Raw genomic sequence first — 25,672 nt, forward strand, 5'->3', positions numbered from 1 at the left:
GGGGTAAACTATGAAGAATAGATTGATAAAGAAAGCTTTATGCGTGGCGCTTGCTTCAACCATGGTGTTTGGTGAGGCATTGCCAGCAATGGCAGCAGACGGCAGTGCAGATGTACAGTCCGCTCAGGCTGAGGTGGCGTTTGCTGAAGAAGCATCCATAACATATTTTAGTGTAGGAGGTCAGGATACCGTAAGCAGCGGTTCTGTACATATAAGCGCTTTGGGATATGGAACAGAGGCTGTTCTCTATGTAAATGGAGCATGGTATGACTCGTGGACAGGCAGTGACTATGACGGAAGCTGGCATGTGGATACGGAATTCAGAGGAGTTGCCGGTGCGACATATCAGTTTAAGCTGGTAGTCAGTGATGACAATGGACAGACGGTGTCGCAGGAGTCGGGAAAGATATATTTTGAAGCACCTAAGTTCAGCCGCAGCAGGAAGCCTTCAGAATACGTATCATATTCTACGGGAGATACCGGATATAGAGAATTAGGTGGAGTATCTGTGTCGTTCCCATTTGACAGCTACGTACAGAATGATATCTGGTATGAGGTGTACAGATCCACAAAGCCATCAGGAGGCTTTACGAAGATTTTGTCAGGCGTCGGTTACATGTATGGAGCTTCTGAAGTGAGGTATTATGATGATAATGTAAAAGTAGGAAATACCTATTACTATATGGCGAAGATAGTAACCGGAACTGACTCATACAATAAGACATCCAGGGTTGTAGAGACATCAGCCGTTGCAAAGGTGGACTGCAGGCTTGGAACAGCGGAGCTTTCAGTCGATAGAGGCGCAAAGGGTGCTGATATAACGGTAAGCGATTACGGCGCTGCTAACCAGTTCGATCTGTACCGTTCAACTTCAAAGACAAAGGGCTTTAAGAAGATAAAGACGATATACACACCGGAGTATACAGATACAACAGTTAAGGCTGGAAAGACATACTACTACAAGGTAGTTCCAAAGTATTATGATGCCTCTACCAGAGCGGTTTCAAAGGGAACTGCAAGTGAGGTCCGCGGCGTAAAGATACTCATGGGTACCACAGAGCTCACAGCGGTTCAGAACACAAAGAGCTCAGTAAAGCTCACATGGGATAAGGCAGCCGGAGCAAATATGTATGAAGTCTGGTATATGAGATCCGATATATCGGGAGACAGATATAAGAGAGCTGTTGCGACAAAGGGAACATCATGCACCATCAAGGGACTTGCATCTGGCGCTGAGTATTCATTCAAGCTTAAGAGCCAGAGTGTTTCAGGCGGAAAGGTCATTTGTGAGAACGTGACATACAAATGGCTCCAGACCGGATACACAGAGAGCGTGAGAGAGCTCGAGGCTGTCTCATCCACGGTATCTGCAAGCAAAGACAAGAAAAACCTGACGATATACACCAATCTCAAGTGGAACAGAGTCTGGGGAGCTTCAGGCTACAAGATATTTGCGAGAAATAACTACACAAATAAGCTTGAGCAGGTTGCAGTGATCAAATCTGCAGCCAGAAATACATACAAGTTCAAGAATACAGGAAGCAGCAGTAAGGGTATTAAGTATTACTCTGCATACGTAGTGCCATACAAGGGTAAGAAGCAGGGCGAGATGACATCCGTCAGCGTCAACTATATCCCTCTTGCTAAGAATGTAAAGGCTGTGAGAAAGTCCACATCCGAGGTCAGAGTTACATGGTCAGCGGTGCCTGGTGCAGATTCTTACACAGTATACAGAATGAACCCTGTTCTCGGCACAACCCAGTGGCTGGGACAGACAACGTCAACAAACTTTAGTGACCGCAAGCTCACGACCAAGCTTGAGTATACATATTTTATACAGCCATCGACAATTGTCAGCGGGGTTAACTGCAGCATTGACTATGAAGCTGCAAAGCAGTATAAGGCAGTGTATACACATGCTGTAGGTACACCAAAGATGTCAGGTGCATCTAACACCGGAGCCAAGAAGATCACAGTAAAGTGGAGTAGCGTTACAGGAGCGAAGAACTACGTAGTATATCGCGCAACAAAGAAGAATGGTAAGTACTCTAAGATCGGTACAACATCATCATGCAGCTTTACAGACAAGAAGGCTGCAAAGGGCAAGACATACTATTACAAGGTCGCTGCAGTGGCAGTTAACGACGGTGGATGTGCTGCTCAGTCAGCATACTCCAAGACCGCCAGTGCCAAGAGCAAAAAGTAATGGCATATGTTAGGTAATAACAAGCAGTAGATATATTTGCGGGAAAACATATATACATGCATGGAAATGTGGTATATATGTTTTTCCTTTTTTATGGGAAAATGCTTGCGGAAATGCAAAAAAAGTGGTTGACATACCAATGCAAACAGTATATTATATTAACGTTCGTTGTGAACATGCGGAAGTGGCGGAATTGGCAGACGCGCAGGCTTCAGGTGCCTGTGGTAGCAATACCGTGTGGGTTCAAGTCCCATCTTCCGCATTTTTTTATACCATAGTATGCGGAAATGCTGAGCTGTGGAGTCAATAATTTATGATATTTAGGAGGTATGTGCGGCAATGGCAGAGAAGAAGAATGTGGTTACTTATTCAGGTCTCAAGAAGATAGAGGAAGAGCTTCAGAATCTGAAGGTTAATAAACGTAGAGAGATCGCAGCTAAGATCAAAGAGGCCAGAGAACAGGGAGATCTGTCAGAGAATGCAGAGTACGATGCAGCCAAGGACGAGCAGAGAGACATCGAGGCAAGAATCGAGCAGCTTGAGGCCATGCTCAAGAATATAGAAGTAGTCGACGAAGATGAGGTCGATACAGGAGTTGTAGGTATCGGATGTAAGGTAGTTGTATATGACTACGAGTTCGATGAGAAGATCGAGTACGATATCGTTGGTTCATCACAGGCGGATATCATGAACAACAAGATCTCAGATGAGTCACCTGTTGGAATGGCACTCAAGGGTGCAAAGGTTGGCGAGGAGGTTCTGGTGGAGGCACCGGACGGAGAGTTTAAGTACAGGGTACTTGATATTAAGAGACAGGAGCTGTAAGAGAAGATGGCAGAGCAGAATAACAAGGGAAAAGATCAGGATCTTAATAAGCTGCAGATGGTGCGCCGCGAGAAGCTGGCAGACCTTCAGGCGGCAGGCAAGGATCCATTTGTCATAACAAAGTATGATGTGCAGCAGCACAGTGCAGATGTGAAGGAGATGTACACAGCACATGAGGCAGAGCTTCTGGCTGGTAGACAGACACCTTCAGTTGAGGACCTTGAAGAGGCAGAGAAGAGAGAAGTTTTAAACAACGATTACAATGAGAGAAGAGCCATCATGGATGCTTCACCTATCAATGTGAGCATCGCAGGACGTATGATGTTCAAGCGTGTCATGGGTAAGGCTTCTTTCTGTAACATTCAGGATCTTAAGGGCAACATTCAGGTGTATGTTGCAAGAGATCAGATCGGTGAGGAGTCATACGCTGACTTCAAGAAGTCAGATATCGGTGATATATATGGAGTTAAGGGATATGCATTCAGAACAAAGACTGGTGAGATATCCATACATGCAGAGGAGATCACACTTCTCTCTAAGTCACTCCAGATCCTTCCTGAGAAGTTCCACGGACTGACAGATACAGATATGAGATATCGTCAGAGATATGTGGATCTCATCATGAACCAGGACAGCAAGGAAGTATTTATCAAGAGATCACAGATATTAAAGGAGATCCGTAACTTCCTGGCAGGACGTGACTTCATGGAGGTTGAGACACCTATGCTGGTCAGCAATGCCGGTGGTGCCGCAGCCAGACCATTTGAGACACATTACAATGCACTCAATGAGGATGTAAAGCTCCGTATATCACTTGAGCTCTACCTGAAGAGACTTATCGTCGGCGGTCTTGAGAGAGTATACGAGATCGGACGAGTATTCCGTAACGAGGGTGTTGACACACGTCACAACCCTGAGTTCACTCTGATGGAGCTGTACCAGGCATACACAGATTACTATGGTATGATGGAGCTCACAGAGTCCATGTTCCGTTACCTCGCAGAGAAGGTATGTGGAAGCACCAAGATCTCATACAACGGAATCGAGATCGACTTTGGCAAGCCATTTGAGCGTCTGACTATGGTTGACGCTATCAAGAAATATACAGGTGTTGATTTTGACCAGGTTGCTGATGACGCTGAGGCGAAGAAGATCGCTGACGAGCATCACGTAGAGTACGAGGAGCGCCACAAGAAGGGCGACATCGTGAACCTGTTCTTCGAGGAGTTCTGTGAGGAGAAGCTGATCCAGCCTACATTCATCATGGATCATCCGATCGAGATCTCACCACTTACGAAGAAGAAGCCTTCAGACCCTACAAAGGTTGAGCGTTTCGAGCTCTTCATCAACACATGGGAGATGTGTAACGCTTACTCAGAGCTGAACGATCCTATCGATCAGCGTGAGAGATTTGCCGCTCAGGATGCGAATGCCGCAGCCGGAGATGACGAGGCTGAGCACACAGATGAGGATTTCCTCAATGCGCTTGAGATCGGTATGCCTCCAACAGGCGGTATCGGTTATGGTATAGACAGACTGGTTATGCTCCTTACAGATTCACAGGCGATCAGAGATGTTCTTCTGTTCCCGACTATGAAGAGTGAGGGTGGTTCAGATTCTGATTCAGTATCTGAGACAGCCGGTGACAACAACGGATTCTTCACACCAAACGAGAAGATCGATTTCTCCAAGGTAGATATAGAGCCACTTTTTGCTGATGAGGTTGATTTCGAGACATTTTCAAGATCAGACTTCAGAGCGGTAAAGGTTAAGGAATGTTCAGCAGTGCCAAAGAGCAAGAAGCTCCTTCAGTTCACACTGGATGACGGCACAGGCACAGACAGAACCATCCTCTCAGGAATCCATGCATTCTATGAGCCAGAGGAGTTAGTCGGCAAGACACTTATTGCAATAACAAACCTTCCACCTAGAAAGATGATGGGAATCGATTCATGCGGTATGCTTCTTTCAGCTATCCATGAGGAAGAGGGCGAGGAGAAGCTTCACCTTCTGATGGTTGACAACCATATTCCGGCAGGTGCTAAGCTCTATTAAGATGAGAAAACTGAGCCTTGCGGCGGTGTGCGCTTGCGAACACCGACATAAGGTGAAAAACACACGGAGACGTCAGTCGACGTGATGTAAAGATGTACCGTTTTACCAAATAGACGGGACATACTTCATTTGATAAAAATGAAAAACAGCGATTTACATCAAAATTACATCATTTGATGCAGAAATCGGTGTAAGTAAGAAAAAATTGCATGATTAGTACGATGAATGGGCAATTCCAATTGGAATTGCCCATTTTTGAAAAGAGGAAAAATATGAATATTAAGGTATATCTTGGTGCAAACGAAGGTAATAATCCCTCTGCAATTTCTTTACTTCCGTGATACAAAATCAAAACTTTTCTCCTTCATCCTATACTTCCTCGGTGTCACTCCATACTTCTGTTTAAACGCCTTGATAAAATGGCTGCAGTCACAAAATCCTGTCTCCTGGCTGATATAAGTTAGGTCAAAATCTGTGAATTGCAATAAGTCCTCCGCTTTTTGCAGTCTTACCGTGAGAATCATCTCCTTGCAGGTCTGTCCATAGTACTCCTTGAATATTGCGGCAAAATACGAATAACTCATATGAAATTTTTCTGCCAGCTCCGCCACCGAGAGATCTTCCTGGTAGTGCTGTGAAATGTACTCAGATACCTCTGTAAATTTTTCGCTTAATACAGTTTCCTTTTTCCTTTTTTTTATCTGAAAGCCTTCCTGCTTCCAGACACGAAGAATTTCTGCCATAAGAAGACAATAATTCGAATGCATAATAATGTCATAACCAAATTGCTTTTCTTCTAACGTCTTCACTGATCCCTGAATCAGCTGCTTCATTTTTTCCTGATTAAATTTCTCTTTCGAAAAATAAACCGATAGCTTCTGCTCCACTGCGGCCATGGCGATCAGACTCGAAATCGATGGAAGTGCCGAACCGGATATATTCAGATGTGCCGGATCGAATTTCAGGACATAGTAACGGATTGGAAGCTGTCCTGTTGAATAAATTGCATGAGCCATCTGTGGATAAAATACGATCAGATCTCCCGGTTCCAATACATAATTCTCTTCTCCTGCCTCTACATACGCCTTTCCCTCCACCATGTAAAGAATCTCCACAAAATAATGCCAATGTGGAAGAATTGGGAACATCTCAGATGTCTGTGCATCAAATAAAAAGGCTTCATATGGTTTGTTTAATTTGTCTAAACATTCAAAATAAGGTTTCACAGATTATCTCCATCATAGATTTTTACAATTTTATAATAGATTCATTATATCATATCTTTTTTCTACATGATATACTCCCAGCAGAAAATATTCAGAAATTATATAATTCGAAAGACAGGAGGTTTTTACCAAAATGAAAATTCAAAATCAACTTGGATATATTAAAGGAATTACATTTGCCCCATTTCACAAACGTGGTTCTCTTTCTACACAGACTGCCCGTGACAGTTTTGATTATATGATAGAACACACTGCTGCTGATTTCATAATCCTTGCTCCTGTAGGGCTACAGGACCACGCACACTCAGAAGAGATTTGTTACACTTCCAGTGCCACATTCTCAGATGAAGAATTAATCAATATGATCCGCTATGCAAAAAGCAAGCGCATCCGTGTTGCCTTGAAACCTACCGTTAATTGTAAAAATGGTGTCTGGCGTGCTTACATCAGTTTCTTTGAAAAAGATGTTCCGTGTGAACCGAAATGGGAAAACTGGTTTGCCTCTTACACAGAATTCCAGACACACTATGCCAAAATTGCAGAAGCCGAACAATGTGATCTTTTTATTGCAGGATGTGAGATGGTAATGACGGAACACCGCAGTGAAGAATGGAGAAACGTAATCGCTGCGATCCGAAACTATTACCACGGACCTGTTTCCTATAATACCGATAAATATCAGGAAGAAAATGTAACCTGGTGGGACTGTGTCGACATGATTTCTTCCAGCGGATATTATCCGATTGATCAGTGGGAACAGGAACTTGACCGTATTGAAAAAGTCGTTCAGAAATTCAAGAAACCATTTTTCTTCGCCGAAGCAGGATGCATGTCCAGAAAAGGATCCTCACTGGTGCCTAACAACTGGGCAATTCAGGGAGATTTACGTCTGGAGGAACAGCCAGACTGGTATCGTGCTATGTTTGAGGCCTGTGCAAAGCGCTCATGGGTCAATGGTTTTGCCATGTGGGAATGGGCTCCGGTTCTCCCGTCCAGAAGTATTGCATCAAGAGATACCAGCTACGAAATCTGCAACAAACCGATACAGGAGGTTATTAAAGACTACTATGGGAGAGACACAAGAAAATAACATACAACAAACTTCAGAACAGGATCTCTGGCAGGAAGAAGCTGCCATGATGCACATCTTCAGCCGGAACAGAAAAAATAACCTGCGCACGCTTCTTTCTCTTTTCAAGGGACACTATGGCGCGCTGGTTGGTTCCATTTTCTTTTTCATTATCAAGCATTCCCCAACCTGGGTTCTTCCAATCGTCACAGCTAATATTATCAATGCAGTGACAGACCACAACGGGAATATTACCAAAATTCTGATTCTGAATACCATCCTTATGATTGCATTTCTGGTACAGAACATACCAACCAACTACATCCATACCTGGCTCTATGCTAAAACGGTACGAACAGTAGAGAAAGAACTGCGAGAAGCCCTAGTCTGCAAGCTTCAGCAATTGTCGATTACCTATCACAAGGAAATGCAGTCCGGAAGGCTTCAGTCGAAGATCATGCGAGATGTAGAACAGATACAAAATCTTGCATCTCAGATTTTTATCTCTCTTTTGACTATCATTCTGAACATTGGTGTATCCTTCGGAGTGGTCATCTTCAAAAGTCGGATCGTATTTCTTTTCTTCCTCTGCACGATACCGGTTTCTGTTTTGATCATTGTTGGTTTTAAAGGAAAAATCAAAAACCATAACCGTGCTTTCCGTAAAGAAATGGAAGAAACTTCTGCAAAAGTAATGGAAATGGTTGAAATGATTCCTGTAACTAAAGCTCACGCTCTGGAAGATCAGGAAGCCCGTAAAATGAGTGAACAGCTTCGTAAAGTTGCTGAAAAAGGGCTTCAGCTTGATATGATTCAGACATACTTTTCTTCAATCAGCTGGGTTGCATTTCAGATCTTTCAGGTATTCTGTCTTGCATTTACAGCCTACATTGCATGGAAAGGAATCATCGGTGTCGGAGATATCACCTTATACCAGACTTATTTTTCCAGCATCGTCGCTCAGATTGCAAGTATTGTGACTTTGCTGCCAATCATTGCGAAAGGCCTGGAATCCGTTGAATCGATTGGTGATGTGCTTTGTGCAAATGATATTGAGGACAACTGTAGGAAGAAAAAAGTAGTTGATCTGAAAGGTGAGATTACATTTCAGGATGTATCTTTTACTTATAAAGGCAATGAAAAACCAGTATTAAGTCATCTGAACTTCAAGATTCAGCCGGGGGAAACAGTTGCCTTTGCCGGTGGTTCCGGCTCTGGAAAAACAACAATCCTCAATCTTGCCATCGGTTTCCTGAAAGCTGACAGCGGACAGGTATTGGTTGATGGAAATGACCTGATGGAACTGGATCTGCACAGCTACCGAAAGCAGATTGCCGTCGTTCCACAACAGTCCATTCTCTTCACCGGAACTCTCCGCGAGAATATCACCTATGGATCTGAATCTATCTCCGAGGAACAGTTATGGAATGTCATACGTGCAGCCAACCTGGAAGAAGTTGTCCAGAAACTGCCTGATGGTCTGGACACGATGATCACAGAACATGGGGAAAATCTTTCCGGCGGACAACGGCAGCGCATCTCCATTGCCCGTGCATTTTTACGGAATCCGAAGATCCTGATTCTGGATGAGGCAACTTCTGCGCTTGACAGCATCTCTGAAAAGAAGATTCAGGATTCAATCCAGAAACTTGTGAAAGGACGTACCACACTGATCGTAGCCCACCGTCTGTCTACCATTCGCAATGCTGACCGGATTGCTGTGATTGAAAAAGGAAATGTTCTGGAATGTGGCTCTTACGAAGAATTGCTAGAGAAAAAAGGCGCATTTTATCGGATGGAGAAAATGTAAAAAATCATTAGGATATTTGAGTCCTATAGAGTACAGACATAGACTTGGATTGGTCACTTATATAGTCCAAGAAAATGTCTGCACCCTCCACTCATCACATATATGGAGTTAGCAATCGCAGTTTTCACTTCTTCTTCTTTTTTTGCACCAAAACATTTAGAAACGATTACGCCTATGCCGGAGGAAAGTCCCATACATAATGAGAAAAATAAGAAACTTATCATGCCTACAGAACCAACAGCTCCATAATAGTAGTTATTCCTATTATAGATGGGCTTTAGTTTTATATTTCCGACTTTCTGGTTTTCCGATATTCCCTCGGAGAAAATCCCTTCAGCTTATGAAATAATCGGCTGAAATAGAGCTGGTTATCGTAGCCTACAATCTTAGATATTTCATTGATGGAATAGTTGGTTGTCTCAAGCAAGACCTGTGCGTTGTTGACACGGAGCGCAACAATAAACTGCATAGGAGTAGAACCCGTGAACTTCTTGAAGCTTCGTATGAACCAACTGACGCTCATCCCCTTGGATGTCGCATACTCTTCTATATTGATATCACGGTTATAATTTTCGTTAAAATATGTCATGGCGGTATCCATCTCGTGGTCGAGATATTCATTTTTTAAAACTTGCTCTCTGGTAAGCTCACGTTGGAATATGATCAGAAGATGACGGAGCAATAATGTGAGCATTTCTTCGTAGTTATCCTGACAACGTTGTAATTCTATAATAATTCTCTTAAATATACGCTCATATTCCATGGATGTACCAACCGGGAATATTCTCTCGTTATCTGGGAAACCATATTTTCTTAGGATATTTTTTACATCACTTCCAGTAAAATGAATCCAGTAGACTTCTGTCTTATCTTCCCCATAGTATTCATATTTCTGAAGCTCTTTTGGACGGAATATGACAATGTTACCAGCGGGAACAATTGTTTCGTTATCAACAGTATCAAAATGAAAATGTCCGCATCCGGCTGCAATATATATAATCTGAAAATCAACACGTCCTCTTGGGCGATAGGTTGGCATCTTTGGGTGCTCAGACAAACGATAGATTCCGCAGCTACCGACAATCAGTGGTCGGCTTTTATCCTTAAAATCCATATGTGAATGTTTCAAATAACCGGTGTTCATGTACATAGGGCAGCACTCCTTTCACTCGATACAATAATCACGATTTCTTCGTTCTTCGAACTCTCGAAATCGTGCCAGCCATGCGCACTCCGGACTATCGTCCTGCGTGCTTATGACTGTTTACCCATCAAATAGAAAAGTGTCCGATGCTACAAGCAGTTCGTCCACTTTTCTGCTTGATGGGATTATTGTATCATTTTGTGCATATTTTGTCCATTCTAGTTTATAGACATAAGAAATGGATTAAGGTAATATAAATCTAACAAAAGCGAGAAGGAAAAAAAGCAGACAGTAAGGAGAAAACTGTTTGCAGGGTTACAAGCAACAAAAAAGTGTATAAACTGTATGAATGAAGGAGGATTATTTATGATCGTGCCACGTTACTATGAGGACTTAAGTGTATTACATGACAATACGATGCCGGCGAGAGCTTATTACATGCCGGCTTCCAAGCGGATGGATGACCTGGTAGAGCACAGAGAGCTGTCAGACAGAATGCAGCTATTGAATGGTACATGGAAGTTTCAGTATTTTGACAGCATCTATGATATGAAGGATGCCTTTTATGAGGATGGTTATTTGGTTGAGGGCTTTGATGAGATCAAAGTTCCGAGTGTATGGCAGATGGCAGGTTATGATACACACCAATACACAAATATCCGTTACCCATTTCCGTTTGATCCGCCATATGTGCCACAGGATATTCCATGTGGAGCTTATGTGCATACCTTTGACTATGCAAAGGATGCTGCAGCACCAAAGGCATATCTTAACTTTGAAGGTGTGGATAGCTGCTTTTATGTATGGTTAAACGGCACCTATGTAGGCTACAGTCAAGTGAGCCACATGACCAGTGAGTTTGATGTGACAGACGTATTGCGGGAAGGAGAGAACCGGATTTCCGTGCTTGTGATGAAGTGGTGCGACGGTTCGTACCTTGAAGATCAGGACAAGTTCCGTATGAGCGGAATCTTCCGTGATGTGTATCTCTTAAAACGTCCGGAAAAGGGAATCCGTGATTATCGCATTACAACACAATTAGATTCAGACATTGCAAGGATAAATCTTACAGCAGCATTTTACGAGCCGACAGAGGTTCGGGTAAAGCTCGAGGATAAGAATGGAGCAGTTGTTTCCGAGGGTGTTATTTCCGAGAGTGGAGAAGCGACTTTTGAGATTGTAGATTATACACTCTGGAATACAGAGAATCCGTATCTGTATACGATTATTCTGGAGACGGAGCAGGAGGTAATCGTAGACCATATAGCACTCCGCAAGATTGAGATCAAGAATCAGGTAATCTACTTAAATGGACAGAAGATTAAATTCCGTGGTGTGAACCGCCATGACTCCGATCCGGTCACCGGATTTACAATTAGCATGGAGCAGATCAAGACAGACCTTACCCTGATGAAGCAGCACAACTTCAATGCCATTCGTTCCAGCCATTATCCAAATGCACCATTTTTCTATGAAATGTGCGACCGCTATGGATTTATGGTGATTGACGAGGCAGATATCGAAGCACACGGACCATTTATGCTGTATCGAAAAGAGGATACGGATTACAACCGCTTTAAGCGTTGGAATGAGAAGATAGCAGATGATCCGGTATGGGAAGCTGCGATTGTTGACCGTGTGAAGCTGATGGTGGAGCGTGACAAGAACCGGTTTTGTATCGTGATGTGGTCTATGGGAAATGAAAGCGCTTATGGCTGCAACTTTGAGAAGGCACTGGCATGGACAAAGGGATTTGATCCGGAACGTATCACGCAGTATGAGAGTGCCAGATACCGCAATTACGATGTAACCTATGATTACGGGAATCTTGACTTATACAGCCGTATGTATCCGGCACTTACTGAGATAGAGGAATATTTGGAAAAGGATGGCAGCAAACCATTCCTTCTGGTGGAATACTGCCACAGTATGGGAAATGGTCCCGGAGATTTTGAAGATTATTTCCAGATGATACAGGCAGAGGATAAGATGTGCGGTGGTTTCGTATGGGAGTGGTGCGATCATGCAATCGCCCATGGTGTAGCCGAAAATGGCAAGACGATCTATGCCTATGGCGGCGATCATGGCGAAGTAATCCATGACAGCAACTTCTGTATGGATGGTCTGGTATATCCGGACAGAAGGATACACACCGGACTTTTGGAGTACAAGAATGTATATCGCCCGGCAAGAGTAGTATCGTATGATGCAGCAAGTGGAGAATTAGTGCTTCACAACTATATGGATTTTGATGATCTGAAGGATTATGCAGAGATTACCTATGAGCTGTCACAGGATGGGCTTGTAATCGGGAAGGGGAAGCTTTCCGAAGTATCCATTTTACCGCATTGTGATGGAAGCACAACCTTAAAGCTTTCAATTCCGGAGAATGGGAAGGTATATCTGAAGCTGTTCTATAAGCTTAAGAAGGACATCCCGCTTCTTTCCAAGGCGTATGTCTTAGGCTTTGATGAGATAGATGTAAGCAGTAAGGGTGCAAAGAATCAGCAGGCAGTAAGCTGGCTTACAAAGGAAGTGCCGAATACCGGTATTCAGGTACAGGAAAATGATACAGAGATCATCATAAAGGGACGGGATTTCTCCTATACGGTCAACAAGCGGACAGCACTTTTTGACAGCCTGACATTTGCAGGCAGAGAATATATGAATCATCCGATGGAACTGAACATCTGGAGAGCACCGACGGATAACGATATGTATATCAAGGCAGAGTGGAAGAAAGCCCACTACAACGAAGCCTATACAAGAGCATACAAGTCAGAGGTGATTCAGGGAAAGCACGGAGTAACTGTGACAAGTCAGGCTTCGGTCGTGGCAGCAACCGTGCAGAAAATTATGGATGTGACAATCACTTGGACGATTGACGCAGCCGGAAGAATTGGAGCGGATATCGCAGTGAAAAAGGATGAGGAGTTCCCGGATCTTCCAAGATTTGGTGTGCGGATGTTCTTAGATAAGAAGCTTACAGATGCAGGGTTCTTCGGTATGGGACCGCAGGAAAGCTACCGGGACAAGCATAGAGCAGCAAGCCACGGATTGTATCGTCTGAAGGTTTCCGATATGCATGAGGACTATGTCCGCCCACAGGAAAACGGAAGTCACTACGACTGCGATTATGTGGAGCTTGGCAACAGCCAGTACGGTATCACTGCCGTTGCAGAGGAAGATACATTTTCATTCAATGCGTCCTTCTATACACAGGAGGAGCTGGAAGAAAAGGCACATAACTATGAATTGATAGAATCGGACAGTACGGTATTCTGTCTTGATTATGCACAGAATGGAATAGGCTCTAACAGCTGCGGACCAGACGTGTTAGAAGCATACAGATTTGATGATAGATTATTCCGGTTCCGGTTTACACTGGTTCCGTATGTGAAAGGATAATGATATAACTCGTTTCCCGAATATCGACGTATAAGTCCGGACATACGGGGATATTCGGGATACAAGAGAACAAAAGTAAAAGCATTTAGAATAATATAGGCATCAGACTGTTTGACACATGAAATTCTAAACATGATTAAGATGAGGAGTGATTCTATGGAAGAAAAAAAGTATTTAAAATGGTATAACAAAGTTGGATACGGATCCGGCGATATAGCAGGAAATGTAGTATATGCATTTTTAACGTCCTTTGTGATGATTTATCTGACGGATTCAGTCGGACTTGCAGCAGGTATAGTAGGTACGTTGATCGCAGTTTCCAAACTGTTTGACGGATTTACAGACATTTTCTTTGGCTCGATGATTGACAAGACACACAGCAAGATGGGTAAGGCGAAACCGTGGATGCTTTACGGCTACATTGGATGTGCGATTACATTGGTATGTTGTTTTGCGGTTCCTACAAGCTGGGGAAATACAGCAAAATATGCATGGTTCTTTATTGCATATACATTGTTAAATGGTGTGTTCTATACAGCAAATAATATTGCGTATTCTGCACTTACTTCTTTGATTACGAAGAACAGTAAAGAGCGTGTGCAGATGGGATCTTATCGTTTCATCTTCGCATTTTCTACAAGCCTTTTGATCCAGTCTGTAACCGTAAAATTTGTTGATTACTGCGGTGGAGATGCAGCAGCATGGAGAACGGTAGCAATCATCTATGCAATTATCGGTCTGATTGTAAATACAATCTCAGCGCTCTCCGTAAAAGAGCTTCCGGAGGAGGAGCTTAACGAGGGAGAAGTAAAAGGAGATGAAGAAAAGTATGGACTGGTTCAGGCATTTAAGCTTCTTGTAAAGAACAAGTATTATATGATGATCTGTGGAACATATATTTTACAGCAGCTTTATAGTGCCATGATCGGTGCTGGTATCTACTACATGACATGGGTATTGAAGGACAAGAATCTTTTTGGTCAGTTCGCCTGGGCGGTGAATATCCCACTTATTATAGCTCTTATCTTTACTCCGACACTCGTTGGCAAGTGGAATGGTATGTACAAGCTGAATCTCAGAGGATATATCATTGCCGTTATTGGTAGAGCGTTGGTTGTTGTAGCAGGATATATGGGAAGTATTCCTCTTATGCTGGCATTTACAGCCCTTGCAGCACTTGGACAGGGCCCATGGCAGGGAGATATGAACGCAGTGATTGCTTCTTGTTCAGAGTATACTTATCTGACACAGGGAAAGAGAATTGACGGAACTATGTATTCTTGTACATCACTGGGTGTAAAGATTGGTGGAGGAATCGGAACTGCAGTATGTGGCTGGTTATTAGAGCTTAGTGGTTATGTCGGAACAAATGCAACACAGCCGCAGTCAGCACTTGATATGATGCAGTTTATGTATTTATGGTTGCCATTGATCCTTGATGTGTTAATTATGATTGTTCTTTCCAGAATGAACGTGGAAGCTGTAAATGAAAAATTGAAAGCTGAAAAGGGAATTAAGTCTGATGAAGTAACAGACGCAACAAAGTATTAAGGTTTATATGTAATGAAAAGCATTGTCTAATTGAACATTCGAGAAAGGCAATGCTTTTTGTGCAAGCTAGGTATTCAGTTTTCACAAAGTAGTCCTTTTAGTATTTTATGCATGATATACATGTTCAAAGTAATCAGCGTAGAATACTAAAAGGTTGTTCATATAATTCTTAAACTTGTTCATAATGCGTACCTCCTTTCCTTATTTACAAGCTGATTATAGAATAAATACAATGTGATTGCCTGCCAAATCGAAAGGAAAAGTAGACAAATCTTGCAAAGGGGGCGTAACCAATGCATTTATCATTTGTTGATACAAAAGAAGAAATATTAGCTTTAAAAAGAAAATCGAAGCACGTTGCTCCGCATTTACATAATGCATTGGAGATCGTATGTGTGACAAATGGAACACTGGAGCTGGGAGTTGGACAAGAGTTATACCACATGGAAAAGGGAGATATTGGTTTTGTATTTCCTGATATTATCCATCATTATCAGGTTTTCTCTTCGGGAGTGAATAAGGCGGTTTACATTATTTCTCCACCATTTGCGATTGGGAAATATGCTGATATTATACAGACGATGGCACCGGATTACCCAATCATAAAGGCAGAAATGGTGGAGCCGGAAGTATACCGGGCAATTAATGCCATCTTAGATACAGACCACATGGATATAGCAGTTATACAGGCATACCTGCAGATTTTGATTGCAAGATGCATTGGAAAGCTGAAACTGGTCGAGAAAGGAGATGTGGGAAGTAAAGATCTTGTCTATCAGGCAGTATCGTACGTGTCTGGTAATTTTAGAAAGAATTTCTCGTTAGATGATATGGCAAGAGATTTGGGAGTGAGCAAGTATGTTTTATCACGAACATTCTCCAAAACATTCCATCGTAATTTCAATCAATATCTGAATGATGCAAGACTAAATTATGCTTGCCATCGCTTGGAAAATACCAGTGATGCCATTACAAATATATGCTATGATAGCGGATTTGAAAGTCAGAGAACATTCAATCGGGTATTTAAGGAACGATACAAAGTTACACCGAGCGAATACAGAAATATAAGCCGTACAGATATAATATCGTGACTATCAAACATAGAGGCAGAGAATGGAAAAGTTGTGGCTGTGATTGGATATAGGCAGTAAATGTGGCAATTCTACCTTTGAGAGGTGTACTTTTTTGCTGTGATAAGATAAGATTGTCATGATGAAAGGAGGAATGACCTATGGATATTGCTAAGATTGGAAGATATATCGCAGAAAAAAGAAAAAGAGCTAGGCTGACACAGAGACAGCTTGCAGATAAGCTCGGGAAGAGTGATAAGTCTGTTTCAAAATGGGAACGTGGAATTTGCCTTCCAGACGTTTCTGTATATATGGAACTGTGTGAAATATTGGAAATCAGCGTCAATGAATTTTTAGCCGGTGAAGATATCAGCGAAGATAGTGTAAGAGAAAAGTCTGATGAAACGCTATTGCAGGTGTCAAAGGAAGGAAAGAATAAACAGAAATTTCTGCGACGAATCATTGTAGCACTTTGTATTATTCTGACAGGATTTATCACTGTAATCGCTGTTATAGCGTGTAAGAAGATGAGACAACCCCGAAATTTCATAGAAGAAGTATCGCCGGATAGTGCGGAAATGAAAACTGCGGAACTGATGTCTGGAGCAGATGGGGTAATGATGTTTCGGTATAAGACAAAGGATAACTATAAATGCCTTTTTGTTTACTTGTCTGAATATCAATCCGGAAAAAGAGTATCGCATGAGAAAATTGCAGAAATATCTTTTAATGGTACGGAATCTACCGAAACTGGAATGATAGTGGTTGTTCCTAATTTTGAAAAATTTTCTGCAAGTCTAATTGTGGCAGATAACTATACGAAATACACAACAGAAAATCCAATTTTAAATGATGTTGAAGATCGGAAATATTATGGAAGATCGGCGACAAGCATAAACCATATATGTCCGATAGATTTTGGAACAGAGCAGGGGTTAGCGGCTTTGGTTTATGGTAAAAATGGATTAAGTATGTTACCGATACAGGATATTTCCGGAGATTATCTAAATACAGAGAATGATTATATGTATTATTACTCCGTAGAGTTTACGAAATGAGAATATGGATGATCTTCCTATAAAATCTTTACTGATAAGCATGAGGACTAAATATCCTCATGCTTTTTCCCTAGATAGGTGTCAATTTCCTTCTGGTAGTGTTGCAACTCCTTCAGGTCACGCTCATTTTGCCGCTGTTGTTCTTCAAGGTTATGCATGTTCTGTTTAGCCTGTTCCAGTAGTTTTTGTAGGATTTGGATGTTGGAATTCTCGGTATACCGGATGCCGTACCTGTCGTGCAGGTTCTTTTGTATCTCCTGCATGCGTCTGGCGTTCTGCACATTTTACCATTTCTGAAAGCCAACGGTATCCCGTGATACATCACCAGAGAAGTCACACATGGACGAGATTTTCAATCGACTTTTATCCAGTTTTTTTCACCGGGCGACATGGCATCATAAGCAGCTTTTCGCTTTTCTTTTCGTTCTTCCGCTTTTTTCTTTTGTGTTTTCAGATAGTCCTGTCGTCTCGAAATTCTCTTTTTTATGTTGTCATCGGTATAGAATGAACCGAGAGAGTAGCCACGATGAAAACGTTGTTCAACCGAAAATCGGTATTTTGTAACCGTTCCGTATTTCTTTGAGTTTCCGGTTTCAATTATAATATTCTGTGCTTTTAGTCGATTGATATAATCCTCAAATGAAACAGCTTCCATAAGAAGCTCCTTCAGTTCACACTGGATGACGGCACAGGCACAGACAGAACCATCCTCTCAGGAATCCATGCATTCTATGAGCCAGAGGAGTTAGTCGGCAAGACACTTATTGCAATAACAAACCTTCCACCTAGAAAGATGATGGGAATCGATTCATGCGGTATATATGAAAAAGGACCCCAGATTAGAAGTACACACTTCAGATTTGGGGTTCTCTTTTGGTGTGAGAGACGGATCAAAATCCATGATCGTAGGCATGAACAAGTCCGGTAAGTATGGCGCTGAGCTCAAGTTTTCTGTTAAGTCCATGGACGTAATGAAGGTCATGGTGAAGAGCGATTCCAAGAGCTCCAACGATGCACTCAAGGGCACGATGGCGCAGATAAAAGGTGAGGACTACACCGATCTGCAGGCGGATGCCCCCGATATCAAGGAGACAAATACGATAATGGAGAGTCTGGATGCGATAGAGAATCTTAAGGCGGATTTCACGGTATCGGATTACTACAGCGTGTATTATTATACTGAGAGACGGCATTTCTCAGCTTTTGCTGGGAGTGCCGTCTTTCTGAATATAAGCCGCAGTTAATTCACAAAACACTTTCACAGAAAGTCAAATTCAGTTCGCAGAATATCAAATGTAATTGATATTCTGCGAACTGGAGGGTATAATATGCGGTATCTTTGGGTTAGATGCTTGCGGTATGTTGATGCAAGCATGTGTGTATTAAAAGCGAAATGACAGGGGTGAAGGGTAGATGAGAAGATTAAAGTATGTTTTACAGAGTGCGATCGCCTGCTTTGTCGTGGCCGGGGCCTTGCTGGTGCTGTTCTGGGGAGCAGGAATATACAATATATATCATGAGTCACATGGAAATATATCGGATCTGTCAGAGCTGTGGTCGTATATTTCGGAACAGGGATTGATGTTTCTGATCGGATTGCTGGCTTTTGTGTCGTTCCTAGTATCCGGATTTCAGGCGAAGAAGGCCAGCGAGGCGGATAGAGCAGCTAACGGTGGGAACGAGTATGATGGTGTAGGATATGGTGATGCTGATTATTCTGGCACGATAAATGCTGGTGGCGGATATACATATGATTCAATGGACACATCTATAAAGTTAGATGAAGGTTCAGGTATGGAAAATGATAGGAATGTATATGGAAAAAACGGTATGCCATATGCGGACATCTATGGGATGACTGGAGATGCACAATTAACCAATACATATTCATTGCAGTCAGGTGCCAGAAAGATAAGCTTTGACCTGCCTCAGAGGTATAGACTGATAGATGGCGATGACAGTGATCCGGCATTTGCGGGGTTTAATGAGGAGCTTAAGCCGGAACTTGTCTATTGTTCACTTCAGGAGGCTATCGATGATGAGACGGCTGAGGATTACGTGCTGGATGAGCTGGTGGAGGATGAAGCCTGCCCGGAGGAACTGCGGACAAGGGCATATCTGAAACATGAAGTGATAGAGGGAAGACTTTATTACTATTATATATTCAAGTATAAGAAGTCCAGAAAGCAGAGACAGAAGTTTGCGGCGGCATGTGACATAGGCGGCGGGCTGTTCTATACGATAGAGACAGAATGGATATGGCGCAAGGAGGAATTGACGCTGGAAGCACTCATAGACTTTTTGAAGATACGGGTAGAGTGATTTATGACATCTACAGAACATGAGGTGATAATATGTGGACAATAAAGAGAATAGATGAGGCCGACTTCGGCTGTGAGGAGAGGCTTCCGGGGGAGCCGCTTATGGTGCTGGTGAGTCTGGAGTGTGACGATGGAAGGATGCTTCAGCTTGAGGTGGCTGACAACTGGCTGACCATGCAGGAGCTTGACGAGGGCGATGAGTGGCCGGATGATCCGGACGAACCGGATGAAGAAGATGCGAAAAGCGCAAAGCAGGTGCAGTGGATGGAGAGTTATCTGGATGCTCTGGAGGAGCTGGAATAAGAGTGAAAATAATAAGAATATCGACAAAACCGCCATATCATAAGCGATATTGGCGGTTTTTGTGCGTATGGAATTACTTTTTGCCATATACTTTAGGATAATATGTTGTTATAACGAAAAGAATGGTTGTGTGAATTTTGTCGATGTTTGGTTTGCAGGCAACTGCGTATGGGAGAGAATTAATGTTTGGATTGTTTGAAATGAAATATATGAATATATGCCTTGTGGCAGGAGTTATACTGGAACTTATAGCTCTTGTCGCAATACTTAATCTTTATATTAATATAAGGAGAAGGGAAAGAAGGTAGAAGAATAGAGAAGATGGAGCAGGACTTTATGATCGTGCGGTATGTGCCGGAACGGATGAGGCGCATATGCTGGTGCGGCGGGAGGACATAAGTGCGGTAAGCCAGCTTATGGATCAGAAGGTATACAGACAGTTCAGAAAGAAATATGAGGGCTGGGACAGACAGGAGAATCTGGAGTTTGATGCACGTGTTGCAGGCAGAGACGGCAGATGGCTCCGCATAATAGTAGTCCCAGATGGCACGGACGGCTGTGATCTCTTTATATTCAGAGATATAACGGAGGACAGAGGCAGGCTTGAAAGTCCATATTCTTTATGATGGAATTATATGGATGCAAGGCCGGGCAGAGCTCAGAACCCTGTATATATTTGCCGATAAGCTATACAATGCGAGAAAATCTGTGGGATTTGTCAAGAGGCTAAGGATCAGGTATGGCGTGTAAGCCGTGCCGGGAAAACAAATATTTATACATTTGTCAGCGACAGATATGTCCGTGGATGGACATGTCTGCCGCTGTTTTTTGTTTTACTTAAAGATATCTTAAAGATTCGCCTCATTGAACCTTAAAGGGATGGCGGCTATAATAGCAGGTGTAGTGAGAAGCTGCAGTGCGGATTACGCTGATGGATTGAGGAAGTGTAACCATATTGTAATAACTCTTACATATAATTAAGTCTGTTGAATGTATATTAAGTTGAACTGGCAGAAAGGCATGGCATATAATCTATTCGATTTTGGAAGAAAGAAAAAGGTGGTTAAACGAGGTGGTAAATATTGAAAAATATATTGGAATTTATAGAGAATTCGGCTTTAAAATATCCAGACAAGCTGGCAGTTGCAGATGAGGAAGGCGGACTCACATATGGTCAGATGGAGAGGCTTTCCAGACAGATCGGTGCATGGATATATGAGAAGACAGATGGCGTGAGGAATAAGCCTGTTGCCGTGTTGCTGGACAAAAAGCCTGGGAGTGTGGCTGCCTATATGGGAGTTGTCTACAGTGGCAATTTCTATGTGGTACTGGATGCGGAGATGCCGGCGTCCAGAGCCGAGTCGATACTCGGAACGCTGAATCCGGTTGCAGTCGTGACTGACATCGGGCATATGGAGAAGGCACTGGAGCTTTCCAGAAATGGCGTGGATGAAGATGGATGCCAGGGACAGGAAGGCGAGAACAAAGAGGTATTCAGGATATTAAATCTTGACGAGCTGGACACAAGTGCAGATCAGTCGGTGTTGGATGCGGTCAGAAGCAGGGCGATAGACACGGATCCCGTGTATGCGCTTTTCACATCGGGCTCGACCGGAGTTCCAAAGGGCGCTGTGGTATCACACAGGAATGTGATATCCTATACCTATTGGTACACGGAGGCATTTGGTATAGACGAGAGTACGATATTCGGAAGCCAGACACCGTTCTACTTCAGCATGTCGGTGTCAGATCTCTACAGCACTCTTAAAAATGGTGCCACGCTGTACATCATACCGAAGGCGTATTTCACCTTCCCTATGAAGCTGATGGAGTTCATGAATACATACAGGATCAACACGATATACTGGGTGCCATCGGCACTGCAGATCGTTGCAAATTACAAGCTGTTCCAGTACGCCCAGCTTCCCGAGCTGAAGAAGGTGCTGTTTGCCGGAGAGGTGATGCCGACAAAGCCGCTGAATTACTGGATACAGAATCTTCCGGATGCCATGTATGCAAATCTGTTCGGCCCAACAGAGACGACCGACATATGTACGTATTACGTGGTGGACAGAGTATTTGCCGATGACGAGCCGCTGCCGATGGGACATGCGTGCAACAACTGTGATGTGTTTGTTCTTGATGAGAACGGCAGGGAGGTGTCACCGGAGATCGATCCTGAGACGGGCTTCAGCCGTGAGGGTGAGCTCTATGCCAGAGGTTCATTTGTGGCGCTGGGCTACTTCGGAAATGCGGAGAAGACGAGAGAGGCATTTGTCCAGAATCCGCTGAATCCGTACTATCCAGAGCTGGTCTACAAGACCGGTGATCTGGTGAAATACAACAGATACGGCGAGCTGGTCTATGTGTGCCGTAAGGACTATCAGATAAAACACATGGGTTACCGCATAGAGCTCGGCGAGATCGAGGCGGCAGCGGGAGCCATAGACGGTATCAGAAGCTATGCCTGCATATATGATGATGCGGCGGACAAGATCGTGTTCATCTACGAGGGCAGGAAGAAGGACGAGACGGAGCTGCTTAAGGCGTTTCAGGAGAGGGTTCCACACTACATGGAGCCGAACCGTTTTGTCAGGGTGACAAGCATGCCCCACAATGCAAATGGCAAGATAGACAGGAAGAGGCTGAAGGCGGAATACGCGCAGCATGTGTGACAATTTTATTGATAAGGAGATAAGAGATTATGGAAGAATTATTAAAGATTTTGAATGAGGTAAAACCTGGAGTTGATTATGAGAACGAGACAGATCTTATAGGACATGGCGTGCTGGATTCCATCACGATGGTTACGCTGGTGCTTCAGCTCAGCGATGAGTTTGACGTAGACATTTCTCCTGTTGATATCACACCGGAGAACTTCAAGACAGTCCAGACCATATACGATATGATCCAGAGACTTGAAGACGAGTAAGAGCAGATATAGATATTGGAAGATGGCGGGGACTGACTGCCGTCAAAAAATACTGGAGGAGTGAGAAATATGTCATATACGTCGATATCGTATCTGGTATTTATATTGCTCGGAGCGTTTATAGTGTACAATATAGTGCCACTGAAGCACAGATGGAAGGTGCTGCTGGCATTCAGCTATCTGTTTTATTTTATCAATTCAGGCAGATATATCATATTTATCCTGTTCGGGTCGTTGACCATATATGTGGGCGGCCTGCTGATAAACAAGATAGATGATGGCTGCAGCATGGCAAGGAAAGCTCTGCCAAAGGAAAGCAAAAAAGAGTACAAGGCACTTATTGGATGGCAGAAAAAGTGCGTGTGCGTATGCGTGGTGCTTGTGAATGTAGGAATCCTGGTATTCCTGAAATATTCGGTATTCCTTGGACAGGTATTTACAGATGTGCTTGGACTCATACACATAAATGTAGAGAATCCGATGTATCAGAGGATGATGCCGCTTGGAATCTCGTTCTACACACTGTCTGCGGTGAGTTACATAGTGGACGTGTACAGAGGCAAATACAGGGCATCGGACAAGTTTGGCAAGGTTGCACTTTTCCTTGCATTTTTCCCGCACATTGTTGAGGGACCTATAGCCAGGTTCGATCTTGTTGGAGAGCAGATGTATGAGGGGCACAGGTTCAGTTATGAGAACATGACCATGGGACTCCAGCTTATACTGTGGGGCTTCTTCAAGAAGATAGTTATTGCAGATCGCGCAAATATGTATGTGAACCAGATATTTGACAATTACGCAAGCTACACAGGACTTCCGGTAGTAGTAGGAATGCTGCTCTACACATTACAGCTCTATGCGGAATTCTCAGGCTGTATGGATATAGTAAGGGGAAGTGCCCAGATGTTCGGAATAGGACTCTCAGAGAACTTCAATCAGCCGTTTATATCAAAGACGGTCAGTGAGTTCTGGAGAAGGTGGCATATGACTCTCGGTGCATGGTTCAAGGACTATGTGTTCTATTCAGTTTCACTGTCTAAGCCATTTGTGAAGCTGAGTAAGAAGACCAGGGAACATATGAATACTTTCTTCGCGACATTTGTTCCTATGTCTATAGCGATGTTCATAGTGTGGTTTGGAACGGGTATTTGGCACGGCGCAAGCTGGAAGTACGTCATGTATGGTCTTTATTACTGGGCTATCATGGTAATCGGACTTCTCATGGAGCCTCTTTTCAAGAAGCTGTATGGGAAAATGAATGTTGACCGCCAGGGAAAGGTATACAGGCTGCTTCAGGTTGTCAGGACCTTCATTTTTGTGAATGTGGGAATGCTCATGTTCAGGGCTGATGATCTTACAGCATTTGGACACATGTTTGTGTCCATGTTCAGGGGATTTACATTTGCGGATCTGACAAATGGAACTTTGCTTGGAATGAAGCTTGACATGGCAGATTTTGCAGTGCTGGCAGTGGGCGCGCTCATTCTGTTCCTGGTTGGACTTTACAAGGAGAAGGGACACCAGATAAGAGCAGAGCTTGCAACGAAGAATATAGCCCTCAGATGGGCAGTTTACTATGTGCTGCTGTTTGGAGTGATCATACTCGGAGCATATGGCAAGGGCTATGAGGTGGCTGGATTTATATATGCACAGTTTTAGAGGTGATTATCTATGAAGAAAAGTGGACGTAATATAATAAAATCCATAGCATTTGCCCTGGTGGCCGTGATGATCATGGGAGTGCTGGGAGCTGCGTTTACTCCGAAGCGGAGCGATCCGGGAAGCGGAATAACCAACTCGAATGCAAGGGGCTTCTATGGAGAACCGAAGAATTCGATAGACGTACTGGTGCTTGGAGACAGCAATGCCTACAGTGCATGTTCTCCGATGTATATATGGAACAAATATGGAATTCCAACATATGTGGCGGCTGAGGGATTCCAGAATGTGACCGGGGCATCCAACCTTCTGGATGAAGTGCTCACATGTCAGAAGCCAAAGCTGGTGGTGTTTGATGTGAATATGCTCTGGACAGGCAAGACGACATTGAAAAAGGTTGAGAACAACCTGAAGAATCTGGCATATAAGTATCTGCCTCTTGCACAGTACCACAACAGGTGGAAGAGCATGAGTGTTTCGGACATGTTCGGTGCCAGGGATTACACATACAGATCAGCCTCAAGAGGACAGTATCTCAGCATGGAGGTCAAGCCGTTTTCAGGCCAGAGCAAGATGGTGGAAACCAAGGCTGTTGAGGACATACCGGAGGTATCAAAGATACTGCTCGATAAGCTTATAGACAAGTGTGAGAAGAATGGAATCAAGATCATGTTCATGGAGACTCCGACGGCGAAGTCATGGAATTATGCAAGACACAATGCAATGGTTAAGTATGCTAAGGCAAAGAATATTGATTTTGTCGATATGAATACGCTCAAGGGCGATTATGTGATCGACTGGAGCACCGACACGAGGGATGGCGGAAGACATCTCAACTGTAAGGGTGCAGAGAAGGTAAGCGCCTATCTTGGAAAATATATTTCAGAGAATTATTCTTTTAAGGATAAGAGACATTCAGAAAAGTATGCGGATTGGAATAATGACTATCTGGATTATGTGAAGTATATGTCCGGAGAGACTGTGTCGCTGGAGGCACAGCAATCCGAGGGAACGGTATCTAACAACTAAATA

23 protein-coding genes, 1 tRNA gene and 1 pseudogene are annotated in these 25,672 nt (G+C 43.3%); 20 read left to right on the forward strand and 5 right to left on the reverse strand.

The annotated features are described in order from the left end of the window. Positions 1–10: 10 nt before the first annotated feature. The 4 genes from AB5150_RS06725 to lysS all read left to right on the forward strand — a co-directional run bounded on the left by AB5150_RS06725 (position 11) and on the right by lysS (position 5,086). On the forward strand, positions 11–2,206 hold the full coding sequence (locus AB5150_RS06725; RefSeq protein ID WP_368291534.1) for a hypothetical protein: 2,196 nt from the start codon (positions 11–13) through the stop codon (positions 2,204–2,206). A gap of 178 nt (positions 2,207–2,384) precedes the next feature. Further along, positions 2,385–2,468, forward strand: a tRNA-Leu gene (locus AB5150_RS06730). A 77-nt stretch (positions 2,469–2,545) separates the two neighbouring features. After that, positions 2,546–3,031 carry a transcription elongation factor GreA gene (greA, locus tag AB5150_RS06735; RefSeq protein ID WP_015533707.1) on the forward strand — a complete coding sequence of 162 codons (486 nt, stop codon included), beginning with the start codon at positions 2,546–2,548 and terminating at the stop codon, positions 3,029–3,031. A 6-nt stretch (positions 3,032–3,037) separates the two neighbouring features. Next, positions 3,038–5,086: a lysine--tRNA ligase gene (lysS, locus tag AB5150_RS06740; RefSeq protein WP_055146672.1), complete on the forward strand. Its 2,049-nt coding sequence runs from the start codon at positions 3,038–3,040 to the stop codon at positions 5,084–5,086. Positions 5,087–5,415: 329 nt separating this feature from the next. On the opposite strand, the gene AB5150_RS06745 is transcribed toward lysS, so the two are convergent. Then, complete coding sequence (locus AB5150_RS06745; protein ID WP_055223067.1) at positions 5,416–6,312, reverse strand: AraC family transcriptional regulator; 897 nt, start codon at positions 6,310–6,312, stop codon at positions 5,416–5,418. Positions 6,313–6,445: 133 nt separating this feature from the next. On the opposite strand from AB5150_RS06745, the gene AB5150_RS06750 reads away from it, so the two are divergent. Beyond that, positions 6,446–7,402 (forward strand): hypothetical protein, encoded by a 957-nt coding sequence (locus AB5150_RS06750; RefSeq protein WP_055273150.1) that lies wholly within the window; start codon positions 6,446–6,448, stop codon positions 7,400–7,402. Beyond that, entirely contained in the window at positions 7,380–9,191 is a 1,812-nt protein-coding gene (locus tag AB5150_RS06755) for an ABC transporter ATP-binding protein (protein ID WP_055273148.1), read from the forward strand. The genes AB5150_RS06750 and AB5150_RS06755 overlap by 23 nt, the downstream gene beginning before the upstream one ends. 53 nt (positions 9,192–9,244) lie before the next feature. Here the strand turns inward: AB5150_RS06755 and AB5150_RS06760 are convergent, their stop codons facing one another. After that, positions 9,245–9,520 carry an MATE family efflux transporter gene (locus AB5150_RS06760; protein ID WP_334291740.1) on the reverse strand — a complete coding sequence of 92 codons (276 nt, stop codon included), beginning with the start codon at positions 9,518–9,520 and terminating at the stop codon, positions 9,245–9,247. Next, complete coding sequence (locus AB5150_RS06765; RefSeq protein WP_055223073.1) at positions 9,475–10,341, reverse strand: AraC family transcriptional regulator; 867 nt, start codon at positions 10,339–10,341, stop codon at positions 9,475–9,477. Before AB5150_RS06765 ends, AB5150_RS06760 begins: the two co-directional genes overlap by 46 nt. A 360-nt stretch (positions 10,342–10,701) precedes the next feature. Between AB5150_RS06765 and AB5150_RS06770 the strand changes: the two genes are divergently transcribed. The 4 genes from AB5150_RS06770 (at position 10,702) to AB5150_RS06785 (ending at position 17,425) form a co-directional block, all read left to right on the forward strand. Next, on the forward strand, positions 10,702–13,743 hold the full coding sequence (locus tag AB5150_RS06770) for a glycoside hydrolase family 2 TIM barrel-domain containing protein (RefSeq protein ID WP_055273146.1): 3,042 nt from the start codon (positions 10,702–10,704) through the stop codon (positions 13,741–13,743). Positions 13,744–13,899: 156 nt separating this feature from the next. Then, on the forward strand, positions 13,900–15,294 hold the full coding sequence (locus AB5150_RS06775) for an MFS transporter (protein WP_055273144.1): 1,395 nt from the start codon (positions 13,900–13,902) through the stop codon (positions 15,292–15,294). A 293-nt stretch (positions 15,295–15,587) separates the two neighbouring features. Further along, a complete protein-coding gene (locus AB5150_RS06780) occupies positions 15,588–16,388 on the forward strand; it encodes an AraC family transcriptional regulator (RefSeq protein ID WP_015533713.1) in 801 nt (266 codons plus the stop codon). Between the two features lie 140 nt (positions 16,389–16,528). Next, complete coding sequence (locus tag AB5150_RS06785; protein ID WP_015533714.1) at positions 16,529–17,425, forward strand: helix-turn-helix domain-containing protein; 897 nt, start codon at positions 16,529–16,531, stop codon at positions 17,423–17,425. A 47-nt stretch (positions 17,426–17,472) separates the two neighbouring features. Here AB5150_RS06785 and AB5150_RS06790 read toward each other — a convergent pair whose 3' ends face one another. Both AB5150_RS06790 and AB5150_RS06795 read right to left on the reverse strand, forming a co-directional pair. Next, positions 17,473–17,688: a hypothetical protein gene (locus tag AB5150_RS06790; protein ID WP_055273142.1), complete on the reverse strand. Its 216-nt coding sequence runs from the start codon at positions 17,686–17,688 to the stop codon at positions 17,473–17,475. A gap of 89 nt (positions 17,689–17,777) precedes the next feature. Beyond that, positions 17,778–18,080, reverse strand: coding sequence for a hypothetical protein (locus AB5150_RS06795; RefSeq protein ID WP_055223081.1), 303 nt, complete (start codon positions 18,078–18,080; stop codon positions 17,778–17,780). 12 nt (positions 18,081–18,092) lie between these two features. Here AB5150_RS06795 and AB5150_RS06800 point away from each other — a divergent pair. The 10 genes and pseudogenes from AB5150_RS06800 to AB5150_RS06845 all read left to right on the forward strand — a co-directional run. Beyond that, a pseudogene (locus AB5150_RS06800) lies at positions 18,093–18,353 on the forward strand (hypothetical protein); the annotation flags it as partial. After that, a complete protein-coding gene (locus tag AB5150_RS06805; protein WP_368291535.1) occupies positions 18,304–18,669 on the forward strand; it encodes a hypothetical protein in 366 nt (121 codons plus the stop codon). The pseudogene AB5150_RS06800 and the gene AB5150_RS06805, both read left to right, overlap by 50 nt. 169 nt (positions 18,670–18,838) lie before the next feature. Then, a complete protein-coding gene (locus AB5150_RS06810) occupies positions 18,839–19,747 on the forward strand; it encodes a hypothetical protein (protein WP_055273138.1) in 909 nt (302 codons plus the stop codon). A gap of 32 nt (positions 19,748–19,779) precedes the next feature. Further along, positions 19,780–20,049: a hypothetical protein gene (locus AB5150_RS06815; protein ID WP_015533718.1), complete on the forward strand. Its 270-nt coding sequence runs from the start codon at positions 19,780–19,782 to the stop codon at positions 20,047–20,049. A gap of 182 nt (positions 20,050–20,231) precedes the next feature. Next, positions 20,232–20,357, forward strand: a complete 126-nt coding sequence (locus tag AB5150_RS06820; RefSeq protein WP_255415656.1) for a hypothetical protein — start codon at positions 20,232–20,234, stop codon at positions 20,355–20,357. A gap of 66 nt (positions 20,358–20,423) precedes the next feature. Continuing rightward, positions 20,424–20,675, forward strand: a complete 252-nt coding sequence (locus AB5150_RS06825) for a hypothetical protein (RefSeq protein ID WP_368291536.1) — start codon at positions 20,424–20,426, stop codon at positions 20,673–20,675. A 456-nt stretch (positions 20,676–21,131) separates the two neighbouring features. Then, positions 21,132–22,724 carry an AMP-binding protein gene (locus tag AB5150_RS06830; protein WP_368291537.1) on the forward strand — a complete coding sequence of 531 codons (1,593 nt, stop codon included), beginning with the start codon at positions 21,132–21,134 and terminating at the stop codon, positions 22,722–22,724. Positions 22,725–22,753: 29 nt separating this feature from the next. After that, on the forward strand, positions 22,754–22,981 hold the full coding sequence (locus tag AB5150_RS06835) for an acyl carrier protein (protein WP_015533721.1): 228 nt from the start codon (positions 22,754–22,756) through the stop codon (positions 22,979–22,981). A gap of 69 nt (positions 22,982–23,050) precedes the next feature. After that, complete coding sequence (locus AB5150_RS06840) at positions 23,051–24,640, forward strand: MBOAT family protein (RefSeq protein ID WP_368291538.1); 1,590 nt, start codon at positions 23,051–23,053, stop codon at positions 24,638–24,640. A gap of 12 nt (positions 24,641–24,652) precedes the next feature. After that, a complete protein-coding gene (locus AB5150_RS06845; RefSeq protein ID WP_368291539.1) occupies positions 24,653–25,669 on the forward strand; it encodes an SGNH/GDSL hydrolase family protein in 1,017 nt (338 codons plus the stop codon). The last annotated feature ends 3 nt before the right edge of the window (positions 25,670–25,672 follow it).

It is taken from the genome of Coprococcus sp. RTP21281st1_F1_RTP21281_210402 (assembly GCF_040915325.1).
GTDB lineage: Bacteria > Bacillota > Clostridia > Lachnospirales > Lachnospiraceae > Coprococcus > Coprococcus aceti.